The sequence below is a fragment of the Dellaglioa sp. CoH-55-MRSF-6 genome, assembly GCF_056782215.1.
In genome coordinates, this window is sequence record NZ_JBXAYJ010000007.1 from 41,748 (window position 1) to 62,421 (window position 20,674).

19 protein-coding genes and 3 tRNA genes are annotated in these 20,674 nt (G+C 34.4%); 3 read left to right on the top strand and 19 right to left on the bottom strand.

Annotated features, from left to right (window positions below):
- Positions 1-9: 9 nt before the first annotated feature.
- The 11 genes from AC1RPK_RS06960 to AC1RPK_RS07010 form a co-directional block, all read right to left on the bottom strand.
- Positions 10-792 (bottom strand): acetyl-CoA carboxylase carboxyltransferase subunit beta, encoded by a 783-nt coding sequence (locus AC1RPK_RS06960; protein WP_481761880.1) that lies wholly within the window; start codon positions 790-792, stop codon positions 10-12.
- A 14-nt stretch (positions 793-806) separates the two neighbouring features.
- Positions 807-2,096, bottom strand: a complete 1,290-nt coding sequence (locus AC1RPK_RS06965) for an acetyl-CoA carboxylase biotin carboxylase subunit (RefSeq protein ID WP_481761879.1) — start codon at positions 2,094-2,096, stop codon at positions 807-809.
- 9 nt (positions 2,097-2,105) lie between these two features.
- Positions 2,106-2,492: an acetyl-CoA carboxylase biotin carboxyl carrier protein gene (locus AC1RPK_RS06970; RefSeq protein WP_481761878.1), complete on the bottom strand. Its 387-nt coding sequence runs from the start codon at positions 2,490-2,492 to the stop codon at positions 2,106-2,108.
- 15 nt (positions 2,493-2,507) lie between these two features.
- Positions 2,508-3,494 carry a beta-ketoacyl-ACP synthase III gene (locus AC1RPK_RS06975; protein ID WP_481761877.1) on the bottom strand — a complete coding sequence of 329 codons (987 nt, stop codon included), beginning with the start codon at positions 3,492-3,494 and terminating at the stop codon, positions 2,508-2,510.
- A 179-nt stretch (positions 3,495-3,673) separates the two neighbouring features.
- Positions 3,674-3,758 (bottom strand) — tRNA-Leu (locus tag AC1RPK_RS06980).
- A 59-nt stretch (positions 3,759-3,817) separates the two neighbouring features.
- Positions 3,818-4,270 (bottom strand): SprT family protein, encoded by a 453-nt coding sequence (locus AC1RPK_RS06985; RefSeq protein ID WP_481761876.1) that lies wholly within the window; start codon positions 4,268-4,270, stop codon positions 3,818-3,820.
- 1 nt (position 4,271) lies between these two features.
- Complete coding sequence (locus AC1RPK_RS06990; protein ID WP_481761875.1) at positions 4,272-6,446, bottom strand: Tex family protein; 2,175 nt, start codon at positions 6,444-6,446, stop codon at positions 4,272-4,274.
- Positions 6,447-6,543: 97 nt separating this feature from the next.
- The gene (locus tag AC1RPK_RS06995; protein ID WP_481761874.1) at positions 6,544-6,984 is read right to left on the bottom strand and encodes a hypothetical protein; all 441 of its coding nucleotides are present in this window, start codon (positions 6,982-6,984) and stop codon (positions 6,544-6,546) included.
- A gap of 15 nt (positions 6,985-6,999) precedes the next feature.
- Positions 7,000-9,654: a cation-translocating P-type ATPase gene (locus AC1RPK_RS07000; protein ID WP_481761873.1), complete on the bottom strand. Its 2,655-nt coding sequence runs from the start codon at positions 9,652-9,654 to the stop codon at positions 7,000-7,002.
- Between the two features lie 202 nt (positions 9,655-9,856).
- Positions 9,857-10,684: an ammonia-dependent NAD(+) synthetase gene (gene nadE, locus AC1RPK_RS07005; protein ID WP_481761872.1), complete on the bottom strand. Its 828-nt coding sequence runs from the start codon at positions 10,682-10,684 to the stop codon at positions 9,857-9,859.
- A 12-nt stretch (positions 10,685-10,696) separates the two neighbouring features.
- Positions 10,697-12,160, bottom strand: a complete 1,464-nt coding sequence (locus AC1RPK_RS07010) for a nicotinate phosphoribosyltransferase (RefSeq protein WP_481761871.1) — start codon at positions 12,158-12,160, stop codon at positions 10,697-10,699.
- 160 nt (positions 12,161-12,320) lie between these two features.
- Between AC1RPK_RS07010 and AC1RPK_RS07015 the strand changes: the two genes are divergently transcribed.
- The gene (locus tag AC1RPK_RS07015) at positions 12,321-13,067 is read left to right on the top strand and encodes a WecB/TagA/CpsF family glycosyltransferase (RefSeq protein WP_481761870.1); all 747 of its coding nucleotides are present in this window, start codon (positions 12,321-12,323) and stop codon (positions 13,065-13,067) included.
- A 41-nt stretch (positions 13,068-13,108) separates the two neighbouring features.
- Here AC1RPK_RS07015 and AC1RPK_RS07020 read toward each other — a convergent pair whose 3' ends face one another.
- The 8 genes from AC1RPK_RS07020 to AC1RPK_RS07055 form a co-directional block, all read right to left on the bottom strand.
- Positions 13,109-14,338 (bottom strand): NupC/NupG family nucleoside CNT transporter, encoded by a 1,230-nt coding sequence (locus AC1RPK_RS07020; protein ID WP_481761869.1) that lies wholly within the window; start codon positions 14,336-14,338, stop codon positions 13,109-13,111.
- Positions 14,339-14,492: 154 nt separating this feature from the next.
- A complete protein-coding gene (locus tag AC1RPK_RS07025) occupies positions 14,493-15,194 on the bottom strand; it encodes a GntR family transcriptional regulator (RefSeq protein ID WP_481761868.1) in 702 nt (233 codons plus the stop codon).
- A 25-nt stretch (positions 15,195-15,219) separates the two neighbouring features.
- Positions 15,220-16,347: an N-acetylglucosamine-6-phosphate deacetylase gene (gene nagA, locus AC1RPK_RS07030; RefSeq protein WP_481761914.1), complete on the bottom strand. Its 1,128-nt coding sequence runs from the start codon at positions 16,345-16,347 to the stop codon at positions 15,220-15,222.
- Positions 16,348-16,420: 73 nt separating this feature from the next.
- Positions 16,421-17,218 (bottom strand): pyrroline-5-carboxylate reductase, encoded by a 798-nt coding sequence (proC, locus tag AC1RPK_RS07035; RefSeq protein ID WP_481761867.1) that lies wholly within the window; start codon positions 17,216-17,218, stop codon positions 16,421-16,423.
- A gap of 113 nt (positions 17,219-17,331) precedes the next feature.
- A tRNA-Gln gene (locus AC1RPK_RS07040) sits at positions 17,332-17,403 on the bottom strand.
- A 14-nt stretch (positions 17,404-17,417) separates the two neighbouring features.
- Positions 17,418-17,501 (bottom strand) — tRNA-Tyr (locus AC1RPK_RS07045).
- 66 nt (positions 17,502-17,567) lie between these two features.
- A complete protein-coding gene (locus tag AC1RPK_RS07050; protein ID WP_481761866.1) occupies positions 17,568-18,392 on the bottom strand; it encodes a metallophosphoesterase in 825 nt (274 codons plus the stop codon).
- Between the two features lie 60 nt (positions 18,393-18,452).
- Positions 18,453-19,910, bottom strand: coding sequence for a peptide MFS transporter (locus AC1RPK_RS07055; protein WP_481761865.1), 1,458 nt, complete (start codon positions 19,908-19,910; stop codon positions 18,453-18,455).
- A 193-nt stretch (positions 19,911-20,103) separates the two neighbouring features.
- Here AC1RPK_RS07055 and AC1RPK_RS07060 point away from each other — a divergent pair, with 193 nt between their 5' ends.
- Positions 20,104-20,319: a transposase gene (locus AC1RPK_RS07060; protein WP_481761913.1), complete on the top strand. Its 216-nt coding sequence runs from the start codon at positions 20,104-20,106 to the stop codon at positions 20,317-20,319.
- A gap of 117 nt (positions 20,320-20,436) precedes the next feature.
- Positions 20,437-20,541, top strand: coding sequence for a hypothetical protein (locus AC1RPK_RS07065; protein WP_481762193.1), 105 nt, complete (start codon positions 20,437-20,439; stop codon positions 20,539-20,541).
- The last annotated feature ends 133 nt before the right edge of the window (positions 20,542-20,674 follow it).

The following is a 20,674-nucleotide window of genomic DNA, read 5'->3' on the forward strand; positions in this document are numbered from 1 at the left end:
AATATCCCCTCACACGTGTAATAGTAGTAGCTGACTAAGAATCTGTTTTATGTTTTTCCGATCAATAACCTGATCAACAAATCCATTTTCATATAAACCTTCTGCTGTTTGAAAATTAGCAGGTAGCTTTTCATTTGTCGTCTGTTTAATCACTCTTTCACCAGCAAAGCCAATTTTAGCTTGTTTTTCAGCTAATACAATATCGTTATTTAGTGCAAAGCTAGCACTGACACCACCCATTGTTGGATCCGTCAATAGGGACATGACTAATAACCCTGCATTATCTAGTTTTTGTTTCATGTAAAGAATCGAATTCATTTGTAATAACGAATAAATTCCCTCTTGCATTCTTGCACCACCAGAAGCAGTAACGATTACAAATGGCAGTCGTTTATCTAATGCGACTTGCATCCCTAACTTAATTCTAGTCCCTGCCGTCGTATTCAATGATCCCATCATAAAAAAACTATCCATTACTGCTAAAATCAATGGTTGTTGATCAATGCTACCTTCACCGACAATAACGGCTTCATCAGATGTCGTTGAACGCTTAGCACGTTCCAGTTTTTCTGAGTAACCTGGAAATTGTGCTTTATTTTCTGTTTTATTTGCTACATTTATTACCTCAAAACCGTTTTCATCTGTTAAAATAGCAATTCTCTCCATAGCAGTCAAGCGTTTATAAGTTTGGCATTTAGGACAAATAAAATAAGGTGCCCATTCACTTTCATGTAAATGCGTCCCACAATTTCGGCACTTTTGCCATTGATTTGTCTTTGGATAATGACTCATTACCGCCACCGCCTTTAAATTTTGCTATCAATTGAAATGGTATTTTCAATAAATTCTTGTGATTTTATAATTATTTTTAATTGCGTTAAATTAGTTTCAATTCCTGAAATATAAATTGATTCAAGTGATTTTTGCATTTTTAAAATAGCTAATTCTCTCGTTTCAGCATGACAAATAATTTTTGCTAATAGTCCGTCATAGAAAGCAGAGATGGTGTCACCGACACCATAACCCGTTTCAATTCGAATATCTTTAGGAAAATCAAAACATGTAATTTTAGTTTTCACACTTGGAATTAAGGATAATCGACATTCGATTGCATGTCCATTCATTTCTACATCATTATTCAATACTTCTTTACCTTCAGCAACTAACAACTGTTGTTGAACAACATCCATTTTAACAGTTTCTTCAGTAACACCATGTTCGACTTGCAATCGTGTATTCATTTCTAAAAAATAAAATTGATTATTCGCAAATAAAAATTCTACAGTTCCTAATCCAACGTAATGTAAATTTTTGATTAACTGACGCGTAAAATAGTAGAGTTGGCTTTGTTGCTCACTAGTTAAGACAACTGATGGGCTTTCTTCAATCACTTTTTGTCGGTGATTTTGCAAGCTACAATCCCGATTTCCTAACACTTGAACATGGTGCCCATCACCGATAATTTGCACTTCTATATGCCGCGCGTTTATCAATTTTTTTTCAAGATAAAAACTTCCCTCAGCAAAAGAAGCCTTTGCTTCTTGCTGAACAATCTCAGCGCCAGATAACAAATCAGATTTCCTTTCAACTGCTCTGATACCCTTGCCGCCTCCGCCATGTGAAGCTTTAATTAATAGTGGGAATCCAATTTTATTTGCTTGCTCAATCAATTCTTCGTTAGAAGTAATTAAATCAGATCCAGGAATAACGGGTACCCCTTTCTCAATTGCTAACAAACGAGATTTATCTTTATCTGCTAGTTGCTGGATTAATTCCGCTTCCGGACCAATAAAAGTAATACCACATTCCATACACATTTGTGCAAAATGCGCATCTTCTGATAGAAACCCGTATCCTGGATGAATTGCATCAACATTTAAACTTAATGCTGCCATCAATATACTCTCTCGATTTAAATAAGAATCTTTTGCTAAGGCTGGCCCAATGCAAATTTTTTCATCAGCAAGTTCAACAAATCGACTTTGTGCATCCACTGTTGAATAAATAGCGACCGTTTGTATATTTAATTTTTGGCAAGCGCGAATAATTCGTTCAGCCACTTCTCCACGATTCGCTATTAAAATTTTTCGAAACAAATGACTCACCTATCCATCTATTCTAATTTTAAGTAACTCTTGATCAAATTCGACTAATTCACCATCATCTACTAGTTGTTCAAGTACGATACCTGTCACTGGCGATTGGATATCATTGTATAATTTCATACTTTCAATTTGAGCAATAACCTGCTTTTTAATAATTTTAGTCCCAATTGTTCCCATTTTATCAAAATGAACTAACCCAACAAGTGGGCTTTTAACGATAAAAATGGTGTCACTATCATCTTCTTGTATATTTGTTGCTACTTTTATTTTTTCGGCTGTTTTTTCTTGATCTACAACTACTTTAAAGTCACCATCTTCAATTTCAACATGAGAAAATGGCATTGTCGCAATTTTATCTAATAATTGATTAATTTCATTAAATTTCATTAATTTGCACACACCTTAAATTTTTATTAGTAAACTTCCATATGCTAAGCCAGCTCCAAATCCAGTTAATAAAACTGTACCACCCGTAAACCCTTGTTGAATTGCTTCATTTAGGGCCATTGGAATCCCGGCTGAAGATGTATTTCCGTGATGAATAACACTTGTTGCAAATTTTTCAATTGGCATCCCTAACTCATCAGCAATTGTTTCAATAATTCTTAAATTTGCTTGATGGCAAACAACCAAATCAATATCACTTGTTTTTAACTTATTATCTTTAAGTAATTGTTTCATCTGATTAGGCACAACTGTTGTAGCAAATTCAAACACATCTCGTCCCTCTTGGAAAAATGCATCTATTGTTGGATAATTATCTTCATTAACATCACTTAATGGTTCAATACGTCCACTATGAATAACATCCTTTTTTTGCCCATTTGTTTCTATTTTTTCAGCAATAAAGCTTTCATCCGCTGAATTATTTGAGGCTTCAAGAAGAGCACCACCTGCACCGTCTCCAAAAAATACAGCGCTTGTTCGATCCTTAAAATCCATCATTTTTGAGTTAACTTCTGCACTAATCACAATTGCCCGTTTGTATTGCCCTGTACGTAAAAACTTTTCTGCGGTACTCATAGCAAATATAAATCCCGCACAAGCAGCGCTAATATCGAAAGCAAAGGCGTTCATTGCGCCAATATTTCCTTGAACAATCGCAGCTGTCGATGGTGTTAAGGCGTCTGGCGAAATTGTGGAAATAATAATTAAATCAATATCTGTGGCTTCATACCCAGATTTAAGTAAAAGTTCATTTGCTACTTTTGTACTCAAATCTGATGTATTTTCATCAATTGCATAGTGTCGTGTTTTAATCCCAGTATGCGCCACTATCCATTCATCCGAGGTTGGCATAAATTTAGCTAATTCATTATTTGTCACAATTCGTTCCGGCACAAAATGTGCCATATTTTTTATTTTGACATAATTATTCAATTTACCCATTCTCCCAGTCGTTAAGTTTAATTCATTCTATTTTATCAATAATCGCAAAATTAAGACACCAAAATAATTAACGCTTAATAATTCTTTAATTTCATAATACGCCAGTATGGCAATCTTTCATTAAAAAAAGCACTAAACCCCATAGTAACAAGGTCGAGTGCTTTTAAGTAAAACTATTATGCGAGTAAATGGATTCGAACCATCACGGGATATTATCCCACCAGATCCTTAGTCTGACGCGTCTGCCAATTCCGCCATACTCGCAAGAACAATCATAATTGTAGCAAAAATTGTTCCTTGTTACAAGTCCCATTTAAAATAAATTAGTATTCCATTAAAATTAACTTACTTCGACACTTCGAGCAAACGTAGCGTGACAGGTTAATTTTTCTTTGTCGTTGATACTGTTGTCCACAATTAGAGCATTGATAGTGAATAACTCTTTTCTTTTTAGCCTGTTTTGGACCAAGAGGGGCAAACCGGCTACCACCTACAATTGTCAGTAGCTGTTTGAAATCATGATCACGATGTTGATAACCCTTTTTAGCAATATGCAGATGATAATGACATAATTCATGCTTGATAACACCTATTAAAATATCCTCACCATGTTCCGTCAGCATTTTAGGATTAATTTCAATATTATGGTCATTTAATCGATACCGTCCACCCGTCGTTCGTAGTCTTTTATTAAATGTTGCTTTGTGGATAAATGGCTGCTTAAAAAAAGTTGTGGATAAGTTTTGAACTAAAGCTGTTAATTCAAAATCAGTCATCTTATTTATCCGTTGGTCGTTTCATTGTTAACTGAACGCGATTACGTTTCAAATCAACTTCCATTACCCACACTGTAACTATGTCCCCAACCGCAACCACTTCACTTGGTTTCTTAACGAACTTATCTGTTAATTGTGAAATGTGGACAAGTCCATCTTGTTTAACACCAATATCTACAAACGCACCAAAATCAATTACGTTCCGAACGGTTCCTTGTAATGACATGCCGGGTTCTAAGTCCTCAATTGTTAACACATCGTGTCGTAGTAACGGTGCCGGCATATCGTCACGTAAATCACGGCCTGGTTTTTGTAAACTAGCTAGAATATCTGCTACTGTTTCCACACCACTACCCACAACTTGTGCCAAATTTTCAGCATTTGTCTGTGCTAATTGGTCATTTGTCTCAGTTTTACCCAAATTAGTTATTTTTATCCCCAATTCTTTCAACAAAATCTTTGTTAGTGGATAACTTTCAGGATGAATATCAGTATTATCTAAAATGTTATCCCCAGAAACAATACGTAAAAATCCAATTGCTTGTTCATAAGCTTTTGGTCCTAAGCGTGGTACTTTCTTAAGTTGTTGACGCTTCGTAAATTTACCATTTTCGTCACGATAAGTAACAACATTTTTAGCAATTGTTAAATTTAATCCAGAAATTTTTGTTAATAGCTCTGAACTAGCTGTATTTAAATTAACCCCAACTTTATTCACAGCATCTTCAATCACGACATCTAACTGTGCATCCAATTTTTTTTCAGCAACATCATGTTGATACTGACCGACTCCAACAGATTTAGGATCAATCTTAATTAATTCAGCCAAAGGATCTTGCAATCTACGGCCGATACTAATAGCAGAGCGTTCTTCAACGTGAAGTTCTGGGAATTCATCACGAGCTGCTTGACTAGCTGAATAAACCGATGCCCCAGCCTCATTTACAATGACATAAAAAATTGGCCGTTCGATTTCTTTTAAAATATCTGAAACAAATTGTTCAGATTCTCGACTTGCTGTTCCATTTCCAATTGCAATCATTTCAACTTGGTATTTTTCAAGGAACTGTTTAAATTGTCCAGCAGCTGCGGCACGTTTTTCACCATTTGCAGGTTTATGTGGATAAATTACCAATTTGTCTAAGAATTTACCTGTACCATCCACGATGGCTAACTTACAGCCTGTTCGATAGGCTGGATCAAAACCTAAAACAACTTTCCCTTTTAATGGTGCTTGCATAAGTAAATGGTATAAGTTATCCCCAAACACATTAATAGCTTGTTCTTCAGCAACCTCTGTCATACCTTTACGAATTTCACGCTCAATTGATGGTTTAATAAAGCGTTTATAACTATCTTGATACGCATTTTCAATGATTGGTACAGCGTCACCACTATTTTTCCCAATAATTCTAAAATGCATAAATGTCATAATTGCTTGTTCTGGTACAACAACGGAAGCTTTTAAGATTCCCTCTTTTTCACCACGATTAATTGCCAGTACACGATGCGGAACGACTGATTTTAAAGATTCACTAAACTCATAGTAATCACGATAAATACCTTTTTCGTCTTTTTCTTCAGCTTTAACTTTTGCTTCAAACAAACTATCTTTTTGAGTTACTTTACGAATCCACTCACGATATTCGGCACTTTCACCAAATGCTTCAGCTAAAATTTCATGTACCCCAGCAAAAACGTCTTCTTCAGTTAAAATTTCAGCATCAACATTAATAAATGTGCTTGCTTTCTGATTAATTTCAGCTGCTGTTTGGGGGAATGTCAACAACCATTTGGCAAATGGTTCTAATCCAGCCTCTTTGGCAATAGTGGCCTTAGTACGACGTTTTTGTTTAAAAGGTAAATAATAATCTTCAATCTGTTGCAATTTTTTTGCTAAACTAATTTTATTTTTTAAAGCTTCTGTTAAATTACCTTGTTCTTCAATTATGTGGATAACTTCTGCTTTACGTTTTTCTAAACTCTCAACATGTTTATAAGTTGTCTCAATTTCACGAATTTGAACTTCGTCTAAACTATCTGTTCTTTCTTTTCGATATCGTGCAATAAATGGAACAGTATTTCCTTCATCAAGCATCCCTAAAACTGCGTTAATTTGTTTTTCTCGATACTGATTTAGCTCTTTTAATACTAACGGCATAATGTTTTTTTCCATGATAACGACCTCAATTCGAATATTTTTTGTTCATAAAAAAGAGACTAATAATAGGCGTCAGTACAACCATTCCTAATATCAATCTCTTTAATTAAATTTAACCTAAAATTTGTTGCATGATACGTTGCATCATATCAGTTGTTTGCGTCATTCCTTTATCTTGTTTTTCTTCTGAAGCTTTAAATGCATCAACCTCGACAAGATGTTTCTCAACATTAATACTACTTGTCATCTCATCGCAACCTTCAACAAAAGTACGATAACCACTAATTAATTTTTTATGTTTTCCCAAAACAGGAATGGGTACTTGTAAATCATCTAATTTGCTTAAATTTTCTTGGTAACTTGCTGTACCTTCAACAAATTTTTCTTTAGTAGTTGTGAATTCATCATCTGAAACAATAGAAAAGTCACCTGCAGTAATGGCTTTTTCCATTACTTCGTAATGATCATTTAAAGAATTACCCATTTCTTCAGTTGCTTGCGCAACATCATTTAACGCATTGATATAATAATTTACATTAACTCTTTTTTTCAAGATATAAACTTCCTTTTATTTATTTTTTCTGAATAATCGTTGGCCAAGCTTCACAATTTCAACAATCACAATAATTGAGAATGATCCCGCTAAAACAATACCCCATTGATACATATCTAAATGGCTAACATGGAACATTTTATTTAATCCGGGGATTAAAATAGTTGCTGCGAGCAACGCAAATGATGCCAAAATTGACCAATTAAACGTCACATTTTTAAAGATATTACGGTTGAAGATTGACCCATGGATTGATTTAACATTGAATGCATGGAATAACTGAATTAATCCTAATGTTGCAAAAGCCATTGTTAAAGCATCTGCATGAATTAATTTATCACCCATATGAACAGGATACGTTAAAGCCAACCAATAAACAAATAATGTTATAGCCCCTTCTAAGATACCTTGATAAATAATACTTGGCATCACACCACCAGAGAAGAAGTTTGATTTACGTCCACGTGGTTTTTGATCCATCAATCCTTTTTCAGCAGGTTCTACACCAAGTGCAATTGCGGGAAATGTATCTGTTACCAAGTTAATCCACAAAATATGGACTGGTGCCAAAATACTCCAACCCATCATTGTCATAACAAACAAGGTTAATACTTCACCTAAGTTTGCAGAAAGTAAATATTGAATTGATTTTTGAATATTAGAAAAGACTTTTCGTCCTTCCTTAACAGCAAAAACAATTGTCGCAAAATTATCATCAGCGAGAACCATATCTGAAGCACCTTTAGATACTTCAGTTCCTGTAATACCCATCCCAATTCCAATATCAGCCGATTTCAAAGCTGGCGCATCGTTCACACCATCACCAGTCATAGCAACCACTTGATTCTTTTTCTGCCATGCTTTAACAATTCGCACTTTATGTTCAGGCGATACCCTTGCATATACAGAATATTGTTCAACCTTATTTTCAAATTCTGAGTCTGATAAATCATCTAATTCAGAACCAGAAATAATTGCTTCATGTTGTCCAGCTTCAACAATTCCTAATCGAACTGCAATAGCTTCGGCAGTATCGCGATGATCGCCTGTAATCATCAAAGGACGGATCCCGGCTTTCTTAGCTTCGCTAACTGCAGCAGCAGCTTCTGGTCGCTCTGGATCAATCATTCCAACTAATCCAGCAAAAATCAAATCATTTTCCACAGTTTCTGAATCTAATACCGCTGGAATTGCAGGCATTTCACGATACGCGAATGCTAACACGCGTAATGCTTGCGTTGCCATATCATGATTATTAGTCATAATATAATCTAGCTGTGCATCAGTTATCGGTTTAATTTCGCCATTTTCAATATAACGTGTTACCCGTTTTAATAGTTGATCGGGAGCACCCTTAACAGCAACAAAAAAAGATTTATCCTCATTTTTTTGAATTGTTGACATCAATTTACGTTCTGAATCAAATGGAACTTCAGCAACTCGAGGTTCACTGCTTAATAATGCATCCACATCTAATCCATGATCTAAATGATATTGAATTAGAGCCGTCTCTGTTGGGTCACCAATTAAATTGCCCTCAGATGTTTGTTTTGTGTCATTACTGAAAGACATCACCTGGTATAGTGGACTTTCTAAATTTGTTTCCACCTTATCGGCATCTAATAACTCATTATTTATAAATATTTTTTCAACAGTCATTTGATTTAACGTTAATGTACCCGTCTTATCTGATGCAATAATGTCAGTACTACCAAGTGTTTCAACTGCTGGTAATTTTCTAACAATCGCATTTCTTTTTGCCATCTTTTGTGTTCCAAGTGCTAAAATAATTGTAACAATAGCTGGTAATCCTTCTGGAATTGCAGCTACAGCTAATGAAATCGCAATTAACAACATATCAATGACACTATTATCTCCATTTTGTAGACCAACGAAGAAAACAATAACAGCAATAATTAATATTAAAATAGTTAATGTTTTACCTAATTGGTTAAGATTATCTTGTAGTGGTGTTTTCATTTCATCGGCAGAATTGAGCATTCCTGCAATACGTCCAACTTCAGTGTTCATCCCTGTTCCAACAACGATTCCTTCACCACGCCCATAAGTTACATTACTATTCATAAACGCCATATTATGGCGATCGCCAATACCAGCATCTTCATCATTTAATAAATTTAAACTTTTATCAACAGGTACTGATTCACCAGTTAAAGCAGATTCTTCAATTTTAAGAGAAGCAATCTGTGTTAAACGTAAATCTGCTGGAATAACATCCCCTGCTTCAAGTAAAACAATATCTCCAGGTACTAAATTTTCACTTTTTACAGTTTCAATTTGCCCATTTCGTTTTACATTTGCGTTAGGTGTCGACATTTCTTTTAACGCATTAATTGCCTCTTCAGCCTTAGATTCTTGAAAAACACCGAATACAGCGTTTAAAACAACAACTAACATGATGATAATTGCGTCCACAACTTCACCTGATGATGCCGCAATTAACGCAGCCACAATTAAAACGATTATCATGAAATCTTTAAACTGATCAAAGAATTTTTGTAATATTGTTTTACGTTTACCTTCTGACAACTGATTCAATCCATACTTGTCTGTTCTTTCTTTAACCTCTTGGGTTGTTAACCCTGCCAAATCTGTCTTTTGGCCTGCTAAAACTTCGTCAACTGATTGTGCGTAAATCCTTTTTGTCATAGTAATCCTCCTTATAATAGTTTCACAAAATACAAAAAAAGACCTATGTATGTTGCAGAACTTTAAACATACATAAGTCTCACTATTTAAGGCAATACCAGAAAAAGAACTTTCTTGTTGGTGACATTGCCGCGGATAACCGCCAGTTACTCCCCTATGATTTCTTTAATTATAACTGAAATGAAACAGCTTACGCAACTATTTACTTCCAAAAAGAATCATAAACAGTAATTGGCAGATGTCGTTTGTGTTCTGTCTTTAAATACCAATTTTCAATTTTATCACTAATTTCTTTTGAAACTACCTTTCCTTCAAGATAATCATCAATATTATCGTAAGTAACTCCTAAGGCAACTTCATCAGGTAGCGCTGGACGGTCTTCTTCCAAATCGGCTGTTGGTACTTTTAAATACAGATGTTCCGGCGCATTTAACGAAGCTAACATCTCTCTACCTTGGCGCTTATTCAAACGCCAAAGTGGTGTAATATCAGCACCTCCGTCACCATATTTAGTATAAAATCCAGTAATTGCTTCTGCAGCATGGTCAGTTCCCACAACCGCACCTGACTTTGCCCCGGCAATCCCATATTGAGCAATCATGCGCTGACGAGCTTTGATATTACCTTTATTAAAATCAGAAATTTCAAGATTGTTTGCCATTAAGCTTATTACCATTTCATCGGTAGCACCTTTAATGTCTACACGAACCACTTGATCTGCCTGCATAAATTTTATAGCATCTAATGCATCAGATTCATCGGATTGATTGCCGTATGGTAGTCGAACTGCAATAAATTGATAATTGCTATCACCGGTTTCTTCACGTAACTCACGAATAGCCTGTTGTGCTAAATACCCAGCAAGTGTTGAATCTTGTCCACCAGAAATTCCTAAAACTAAAGATTTTAAAAATGGATGTTTCAATAAATAAGCTTTCATAAAATCAATACTCATACGAATTTCTTCTGCAATATTTACACTTGATTTCACTTTCAAAGTTTCAATAATTTTCTTTTGTAAGTCAGTCAAGATTAACACCCCTTATTTAATATTATTCATATTATTTCTAATTTTTTGGATGATAGCCATCTTATTATCATAAGCTTTTTGTGATAAATCGACAGGGTAATCTTGTGGATTTAATTCACGTTTATATTCTTCCCATAACCCATCTAACTGAATTCTTGAATACTCTCTAATAGCATCCAATTCTGGCTGATTATAAACCAGTTCACCTTCAACAAATATATCTTGTAAAATTGGTCGTGCATTATAGTTAGTTACCAACTTATTAATATAGGTATACTGCTGATGGAACATATAAAGTGAGTCTTGTTTCTGAGGTTCCTCATCCGATAGTGCAATGTAATCTCCTTCAGTTTTACCATCAACTTTATTAGTAATACGCCATACTTGTTTCTTACCTGGTGTTGATACTTTTTCTGCATTATTACTGAGTTTAATTGTATCAACCATTTTACCATCGCCACCTTCAATGGCTACTAATTTATAAACTGCACCTAAGGCGGGTTGATCATAGGCAGTTATTAGTTTAGTTCCAACGCCCCAGACGTCAATTTTAGCTCCTTGCATTTTTAAATTAGTAATTGTTTTTTCATCTAAGTCATTTGAGGCATAAATTTTAGCTTCTGTAAATCCAGCTTCATCTAATTGTTCACGAACGCGTTTCGAAATGTAAGCCATATCCCCACTATCAATTCGTACGCCGGCAAAATTAATCTTATCACCTAACTCTTTAGCAACTTTAATTGCACTTGGCACACCACTTTTTAACGTATCGTATGTATCAACTAAAAAGACACAATCACGATGCGTTGTTCCGTAAGCCATAAAAGCATCATAGTCATCTCTGTATGCTTGAACTAATGAATGCGCATGCGTTCCACTGATAGGAATACCAAATATTTTACCTGCTCGGACATTACTAGTTGCATCAAATCCACCAATATAAGCTGCACGTGTTCCCCAAATAGCTGCATCAAATTCTTGTGCTCGTCTTGTACCAAATTCTAACACACCATCATCTCCGGCTACAGCTTTGATACGAGCTGATTTTGTTGCAATCAATGTTTGATAATTAATGATGTTAAGTAATGCCGTTTCTACTAATTGACAGTCTGCTAAAGGACCTTCTATTTGGACAATGGGTTCGCCGTTAAAAACAACTTCCCCTTCAACAGCTGACCTGATTGTGCCACGAAAATGAAAATCTTTTAAATAGGCAAGAAAATCATCTGGATATCCTGCCACTTCTCTTAAATACGCAATGTCTGTCTCTGAAAATTTTAAATTTTGAATATAATTAATAGCTCGTTCTAAGCCTGCAAAAATCGCATAGCCATTAGAAAATGGTAAATTTCTGAAGAAAACTTCAAATACAGCATTTTGATTATGAATATTTTTTTCCCAGTAAGTTTGGATCATATTAATCTGATAAACGTCCGTATGTAACGTATAGCTATCATCTGGGTAATTTTTTACCATGATGTTTCTCCTTTAAAATGAATGCACTACTAGAATTTTTTCCAGCACACAAATTATAATCTACATTTTACCATTTTTTCCGTAATCCGTCATATTCAATACTTATTTTAAATTTATCTTCTGTTATAATGAGACAAAGTTTAAAAAGTGAGGACATATTATGCCAAATAAATTTAAAAAAACAAAAATATTAGATATCGAATTTATTAATACAACTAATGACGCTTTTTTAACTCAGATAGCGACTGATTCGATAGCTCATCTAAATCGATTTATCGTGACAGCCAACCCAGAAATTGTTCTATTTGCACGACAACACCCAGATTATAAAAAGATTCTTAACCAAGCTGACTACGTTACACCAGATGGTATTGGTATTATCAAAGGCGCAGCAATTTTAGGGACTCCAATGCCCGAACGAATCACTGGCTATGATACTTTAATGAGCCTGCTTAAATGGGCTAATAGTCATCAAAAATCAATATACCTAGTTGGTGCAGCCGAAACGGTCATCCAAAAAGTTGCCAAAACGATTAAGTCTGATTATCCAAACATTAATTTAGTCGGATTTCATAATGGTTATTTCAAAAATGATCAGGATATTGTAAGTAACATTAAAATATCTCAGCCTGATTTTGTTTTTGTTGCAACAGGTTTTCCAAATCAGGAGGAATTTATTCAGCGTAATCGCCAAGTGTCTGATAGTATCTGGATGGGTGTTGGTGGTAGTTTCGACGTTCTAGCGGGTACTGTGAATCGTGCGCCACAATTTTGGCAAAATCATCATATTGAGTGGCTTTATCGTTTATTCCAAGAACCGACTCGTTTTATTCGAATGCTAGCTATTCCACGTTACTTATTACTAATATACAAAGAAAAATTTAGAGGACATAAAAAAAAGAACTAAGAAATTAAAAATTTCTTAGTTCTTTTTTACATATTGTTATATTACCAAACGAAAACGCCAACCATACCCGCTGATAATAATGAAACTAGAATACCAGATAATAGCATGTAACCAACGTTTCTTGCGATAACATCATTTTTTTCTTTATCCACAATTCCTTTGAAACAACCAATAATCATTCCAATTGTTGAAAAGTTTGCAAACGATGTAACAAAAACAGTTAAAACAGCTTTGTAATGAGGTGCAAATGAGTTAATCGTACTTGATACTTGTCCCATAACAACAAATTCATTTGTTACTAATTTTGTACCCATGTAACGTGCTAATTCGAAAGCATCTGAAGGATTGAATCCCATTAACCAAGCAAATGGGAACATAATAATACCTAAAATATTTTCAAGTGATAAATTTGGATTAACTAATCCAAGAATATTATCAATCAAGGCTGCTAAAGCAACGAAAGCAATAACATTTGCTGCAATAATCAAGACTAACTTACCAGCACCCAAAATTGAATCACCCAAGAAAGCGAAAAAGGGTTCTCTTTTATTATCTGATTCAGAAGTTTCTAAATCATTTGAGTTACTACCTGTCATTTCAGCAATAGTATCTTCTTCTTCTGTTACTTCAACTGGATTTAAAATACTTGTTATAATAATAGCATTAATAATATTAATTGGAACAGCTGTTAAGATATATTGACCTGGCATCATTGTTGTATAAGCACCAATGATTGAAGCCGTCACACAGCTCATTGACATCATTGCCAAAGTTAAGTTCCGTTCTGATTTCATTAGTTTCAACTGAAGGCTTGAAACAGCTAATGCTTCAGTATTTCCCAAAAACATCATTTCTACTGAGAAAAATGATTCAAATTTTGGTTGGCCTGTAATTTTTGATAACCCACGGCCAATCCACTTAATAATAAATGGAAGAACGCCAATGTACGTTAAAATATCAAACAATGGCACAATCATAATAACTGGTAATAGAACACTCATGAAAAATCCCATATCAGTTACTTTAGGCATAGCGGGTACCATAAATTGAATACCTTGATATGCGGCCTGCATTAGCCAATTAAACCCATTAGCCGCGCCTTCTACAAGATCACGTCCTAATGAGAATTTTGTTAAGAACCAAGCTAAAAATAAATTAATAACGACCATAATTGCGATTGATTTCCAATTGACTTCTCTCTTTTTCTTGGAAAACGCAAATGCAACTAAAATAAAAATGGCAACACCGAAAATATTAACTAATAAATACATATCTTAAAACCCCTTCAGATAATTTATTTTTTGCTCTTAAATAATATAGCGTTATCTCAAATTGATGTCAATCGAACAGATTTCTCAAAAAAAAAATTACTCTATCTCATCCATTGATATGGTTGAAAGAGAGCAATTAATAATTTCTTAAACTTTATTTTTCTAGATAAAATTCAAAGCGATTCCCTACATATTGTGTCCGAACATATTCAAAAGGTTCACCATTTTTCAAAAAGCTAACTTGACGAAGCCTCAAAATCGCTTCACCACGCTTGATTGATAGATAATCCGCTATGCTTTCAGCAGCTGACATAGCAGACACTGTCTGTTGTGCCCCTCCCAATGTTAAATTGGCTTTTTCTTCCAATGTTCGATATAAAGAGCTCGTAATTTCAGTTTTACTATAACCCTCAACTAATTTATTAGGAACCGTAGCAACTTCAAAACAAATCGGTAAACCATCAGCATAACGAATTCGTTCCATTCGTAAGACTAGTTCGCCATCGATCAATTGTAACTTTTCAATTTCACTTAATGAAGGCGTTGTAACATGATAAGTGATCGTCTTACTTGAAGCCACTTTTCCCTGTTCAGCCATTAGGTCAGTAAAACTAGTCACACCTGACATCTTTTCTTGAACCTTCTTACGAGCAACGTAGGTTCCATCACCAACATGACGTTCTAGAATACCTTCATCTACCAAGGTTTGAATTGCCTGTCTAAGCGTCATTCTGCTGACACCAAATACAACAGCAAGTTCACGTTCAGCCGGAATACGATTGCCAACTTCCCATTCACCAGATTCAATTGTTTTTTTCATTTCATTATGAATTTGAATATATATGGGAGATCCCATTAACAATTACCTTCCTAACCTTTTATTAAAATTTACGTCCAAAGCTATATGTGCTTTCTAGTTGCATGTTAGCATCAAATAAGTTCATATCAGCATCTTTTCCGATTTCAATAGCACCTTTTGATGTTAAATTGAATTCCCTAGCTTGATTGACAGAACTCATCAATACAGCTTCTTCGATACCACAACCAGTAAATTTCATAATATTTTTAAATGCATCTTGATATTGTAAAACAGAGCCTGCTAAATTACCAGATTCTAATCTTGCTTGTTTGTCTTTAACAATAACTTTTTGCCCGCCAAGTTCGCTTAAGCCTTCAGGCATTCCTTTAGCACGCATCGAGTCAGTAATTAATTCAATACGTTTAGGTCCTTTTAAATCATAGGCTAGTTTAATCATATCTGGCACAATATGAAAACCATCAGCAATAATTTCTGTATAAATATTATCCTCTAAAAATGCATGTCCAGTTACACCTGGTTCACGATGCTTAAATTCGCGTTGTGCATTGTATAAATGAGTGACATGACTTGCTCGAGAATGTTTCATTTCTTCGCGAGTAGCGTTACTATGGCCCACTGAAGGTACGATACCATTCTTGATACAATACTCTTCAAATTCAGGTGACGTTTTATGTTCCGGTGCATAAGTCACTAATTTGATCATATGTCCTGATAATTCATTCCATTTATCAAATAACTTTGTATCAGGTGCCTCAATATATTTTTCAGGCTGTGCGCCTTTAAAAACAGGAGAAATAAATGGTCCTTCAAGATGAATTCCTTGAATAACAGGGTTCACTTCAGCGGCTTTTTTGATACCAACCATAGCATTAGCAATATTTTCATGTGATTGGGTCATTGTCGTTGCGAAATAAGTCGTAACACCTTCGTGAATCATATCGGTAACCATTTCATTAATTTGTTTAGAATCACCATCCATAGCATCAAAACTATATCCACCATGGCTGTGAACGTCAATAAATCCAGGAACAATAATTTTCCCTTCTACATCTCTAACCTCATCAGAGGCTAAAGCTTTGTATTCGCTCATTGGCCCCATTGCACTAATTTGTTTATCAAATCGAATATATGCATCTTCAATTTTTTCTGAACCCGTGTAGATAACTGCATGTTTTAAAACAATACTCATCTTATCCGCCATCCCTTCAATTTATAAACTTAGTATAATCGGTATAGACCAAAAAAACAAGGTCATATCAAATTTAGTTTTTGTCTTTAGCCACAGTTGCATCAACTGCTTTAATAATAGAATTCATAAATCCAGCCTCTTCCATTGCAAGCAATCCAGCAATAGTTGTGCCACCCGGAGATGAAACCTCATCAATTAATTTCCATGGCACTTCATCAGTAGCTAAGACCTTTTTTGCACTGCCTAGTACAGCTTGAGCAGCAATCTTAGTTGCTTTATCTTTTGGTAAGCCATATTTAACGCCTGCACGTGCAAGCGTATCAATAAATAAGTAAATAAATGCTGGTGAGCTACCAGCAAGAGCAACAAACGTGCTAAAATCGCGTTCAGCAATCTCCATCGTTTCACCAATAGTATCAAATAAATCAGTACCTTGTTTCATTTGTTTATCTGTCAAAATATCATTACCGACTAACGCAGTCATACTTTCGGAAACCGTTGCGTTAACATTTGGCATTGTTCTTAAAATACCAACTGAATGATTATCTAATTCTAATTCAATTTCAGAGATTGAAACACCTGATACAATAGAAATTAGCATAGGTTTGTATTCCTTCACTGACTCTTTAATTTCTGCTAAAACCATACCTAAGACAATTGGTTTAACAGCAAGAAAAACAACGTCAGCCTCACTAACCACCTGAGCATTGCTACCTAACGCTGTAAAGCCATTAGCTTCAGCATAAGGTACATAGCTGGACTCTCTTGCACTGTGTACCAAAATTTCTTTTGGCGCGATAAATTCTGCTTCTACTAAACCTTCAATAATTGCTCGAGCCATATTACCAGCTCCAATAAATCCAATTTTCATAGTTTCCTCATTTCAATTATTATATTTAATTACTATCTCCATCATACCGCAAAAAAAAATAAAATAACAAATAAAACAAAAAAGCAGATACCTAAGTATCTGCTTTTAGCTAGTTGGGTTAGATGGATTCGAACCATCGCATGACAGGATCAAAACCTGTTGCCTTACCGCTTGGCTATAACCCAATATTATAAAATAATGGTGGAAGAGAGTGGATTCGAACCACCGAACCCGAAGGAGCGGATTTACAGTCCGCCGCGTTTAGCCTCTTCGCTACTCTTCCATATCAGCTTTATCCGACTTAACTATCATACAAATAAATGGATTAAAAATCAAGCTTTTTTTTCAATTATTTTAAATTAATTATTTGTAACGTAAATTTCCACTCATCGAAGAACGTATTTTTCGTCCATTCGTTATATTTTTTCCGCCCATATCCCACTGGCTTCGTATAATACGTCGTTTCATTAATTTGAATAGGATCATGTTTGATATGGAGGTGCCCAAATAAAACTTTTTCTACTTTATAGTATTCTAACAGATCTCCCATCTTTTGACTACCTAACATGCCGTTTGCAACGTTCCAGAAACGATTATCATTATTAATTTTAATATACAATTCATTAGGTACAAAATGAGTCATAAATATTATTTTTTTATTTAATTGTTTCGCATCACTCAATAATTTTTCAGTTTGTCTTAAACTTAATTTAAATCTCTCGACATCTGGCATTGGTTGAACAATTTTACGATCGATCCAATAGTTTGTTTTCCAATGTAGCATTTCTTTATCAGACCGTTTTAGCTGTTTTGAGTAACTGTAATCGTACCATCCATTATTACCTATAATACGCCATTCAGTGCCGGAGATATCCAAATATTGATTATGGAGATAAGAATCATTCACTACACTTTCTAGCTCATCAAATGTTATATTTTTAACCATGTCATGGTTACCTGCAATAAATAAGACAACAATTTTATTATTTAACTTTCTTTTCAGTCTAATAATATAATCAATCGTTTTATTAAAATCATTAAATAAATCTCCTGTAATAAGATAATACTCAATATTTTTCGCTAATAGATAATTTACTTGTTCATCAATAATTATATCCACATCAACTTTATTAATATCAAAGTGATTATCACTACTAGTTGCAATAATTGTCATGTTTCCCTCCAAAAAAAGATATGTTAATTAAAATTAACATATCTTTCATTAAAAATCTATTTAATTAACGCCTTCCATTAATTTATGAATTCTTGGAATAAAGAAACTCAACATAATACCAAAGGCAACAGTAATTCCACCAACTACAGCAAAGTACATTGATTCAGTAGCGGGTGTGTATAACCGAACAATTTGTGAATTCAATGCTTGAGCAACAGCATCACTCAAGAACCAAACACTCATCATTTGAGATTGAAAACTTTTTGGTGCAAGTTTAGTAGTAATTGATAAGCCAACTGGAGAAACCAAAACTTCACCAAGCATAACCATCATCCAACTTGCAACTAACCATAATGGGCCAACTTTAGTATCTGTTCCAAAAAGAACACCAGGGAGCATCATCCAAAGGAAAGATGCTCCAGCAAATACTAGACCAATTGAAAATTTAGCTGGAGAACTAGGTTGTTTCGATCCTAATTTAACCCATAACCAAGCAAATATTGGAACATAGATTAATATGAATAACGGATTCATACTTTGAAAGAAACTAGCTGGGAAAGTGAACCCAAAAGCACTTAACTGCGTTCTAGTTGACGCAAACATTGCTAAAACAACTGAACCTTGTTCTTCAATTGACCAGAATAAGATACTGGCAATAAATAACGGAATATACGCTGTAAGTCTTGATCGTTCAATTTTTGTTGTTTTCTTACTTGTTAACATCATTGTAAAGTAATAGACAGGGATGATAACTGCAAGAATTGTGATTAAAAGAATGACATTCGTAATATTTAATGATTTAAATAGGAACATGATAACTAAAATTAAAGCTAAAGCTATAACACCGATTGAAGATTTTTTAAGAATAGTTGATAATTCGTTAGGTTGAATAGGGTCATTAGGATATAAACTATCTTTTGTTAAATATTTTCTTCCGTCAAAGTAATATTGAACTAAGCCGAAAAACATCCCAATAGCTGCTAATGAGAATCCAACGTGGTAATTATATTCTTGACCAACCCATCCAACTAGCAACGGTGCAATCAAAGCACCAATATTAATCCCAGATACAAAGATACTGAAACCAGAATCACGTCTTGGATCCTTACTATTGTATAATCCACCAACCATTTCAGAAACATTAGGTTTTAACAACCCTGTTCCCAATACGATTAACGCGATAGATATGAATAAAGCAACTGATTTAAAGGGTGTTGCAAGAACAATATGTCCTAGCATTATTAGTATTCCACCAATAAACACTGTTTTTCTACTACCCCAAAGGCGATCACTAACGAAACCTCCAATGACACCTGATAAATAAATTAATGATCCATAAATGGACATAATTGACATGGCTGTAGCTTGATTATAACCAAGCCCATCCACTTCTGAAATCATATAGTATAAAAGAATTGCTCGCATTCCGTAATAACTGAATCGCTCCCACATTTCTGTAAAAAATAGTGTTGATAATCCTCTAGGATGACCAAAAAAGGCCGTATCTTTATTTTTCATGGACTTCCTCCGATATAAATCTAGTATATGTATTTTAATGCATTACACATTATACAATGTATATATATCAATAGTCAAATCAAATTTTTACTTATATCTCATCATTTACTACTTGTTTTATCATTTAACGTCTTTCTAATATGTGAAAAATTTTATATCCATTATTAAGTAATAGTGTAACAAAAAATGCTCTATAGTATCTGCTATTTTTGCTAGAACAATCTATCAAGTGACTAAGTATTTTATCCGGTTCATTTTAGAAGCACGCGAAAACGTTAAAGTAATCGTTACTTATATAAACTATACGTATCCCAAGTTTACGAGAACTTTGTTATTCCCGAACGCCATAGTTGTTTACGATCAATTTCACATTTACAATGCACTTATGCATGCATTTAATAAAACTTGAATTCAATTTTTTAAAAAAATTGTTTACTCATTTTAATTTAACATGAAGACTATGTGAAAAACGCTATTAACTATCCTTATTCTAATAGCCTACTTGAAGGAAGGGACTAACAATAAATTGAAAATTATTAAACGTAATGCCTACGGATTTAGTGATTTTAGGAACCGTGTTTCCTTTGTAATGAGAAATAAAACTATAAAAAAAGGTGTTGTCACTTTGTGACAACACCTTTTTTTATATTCAGCAACGGTCGTAAAATTTTATTGTTTTATTTTTAATAGCATGGCAACGTCCTACCCTCGCAGGGGGCGACCCCCAACTACTCTTGGCGCTAAGAAGCTTAACTTCTGTGTTC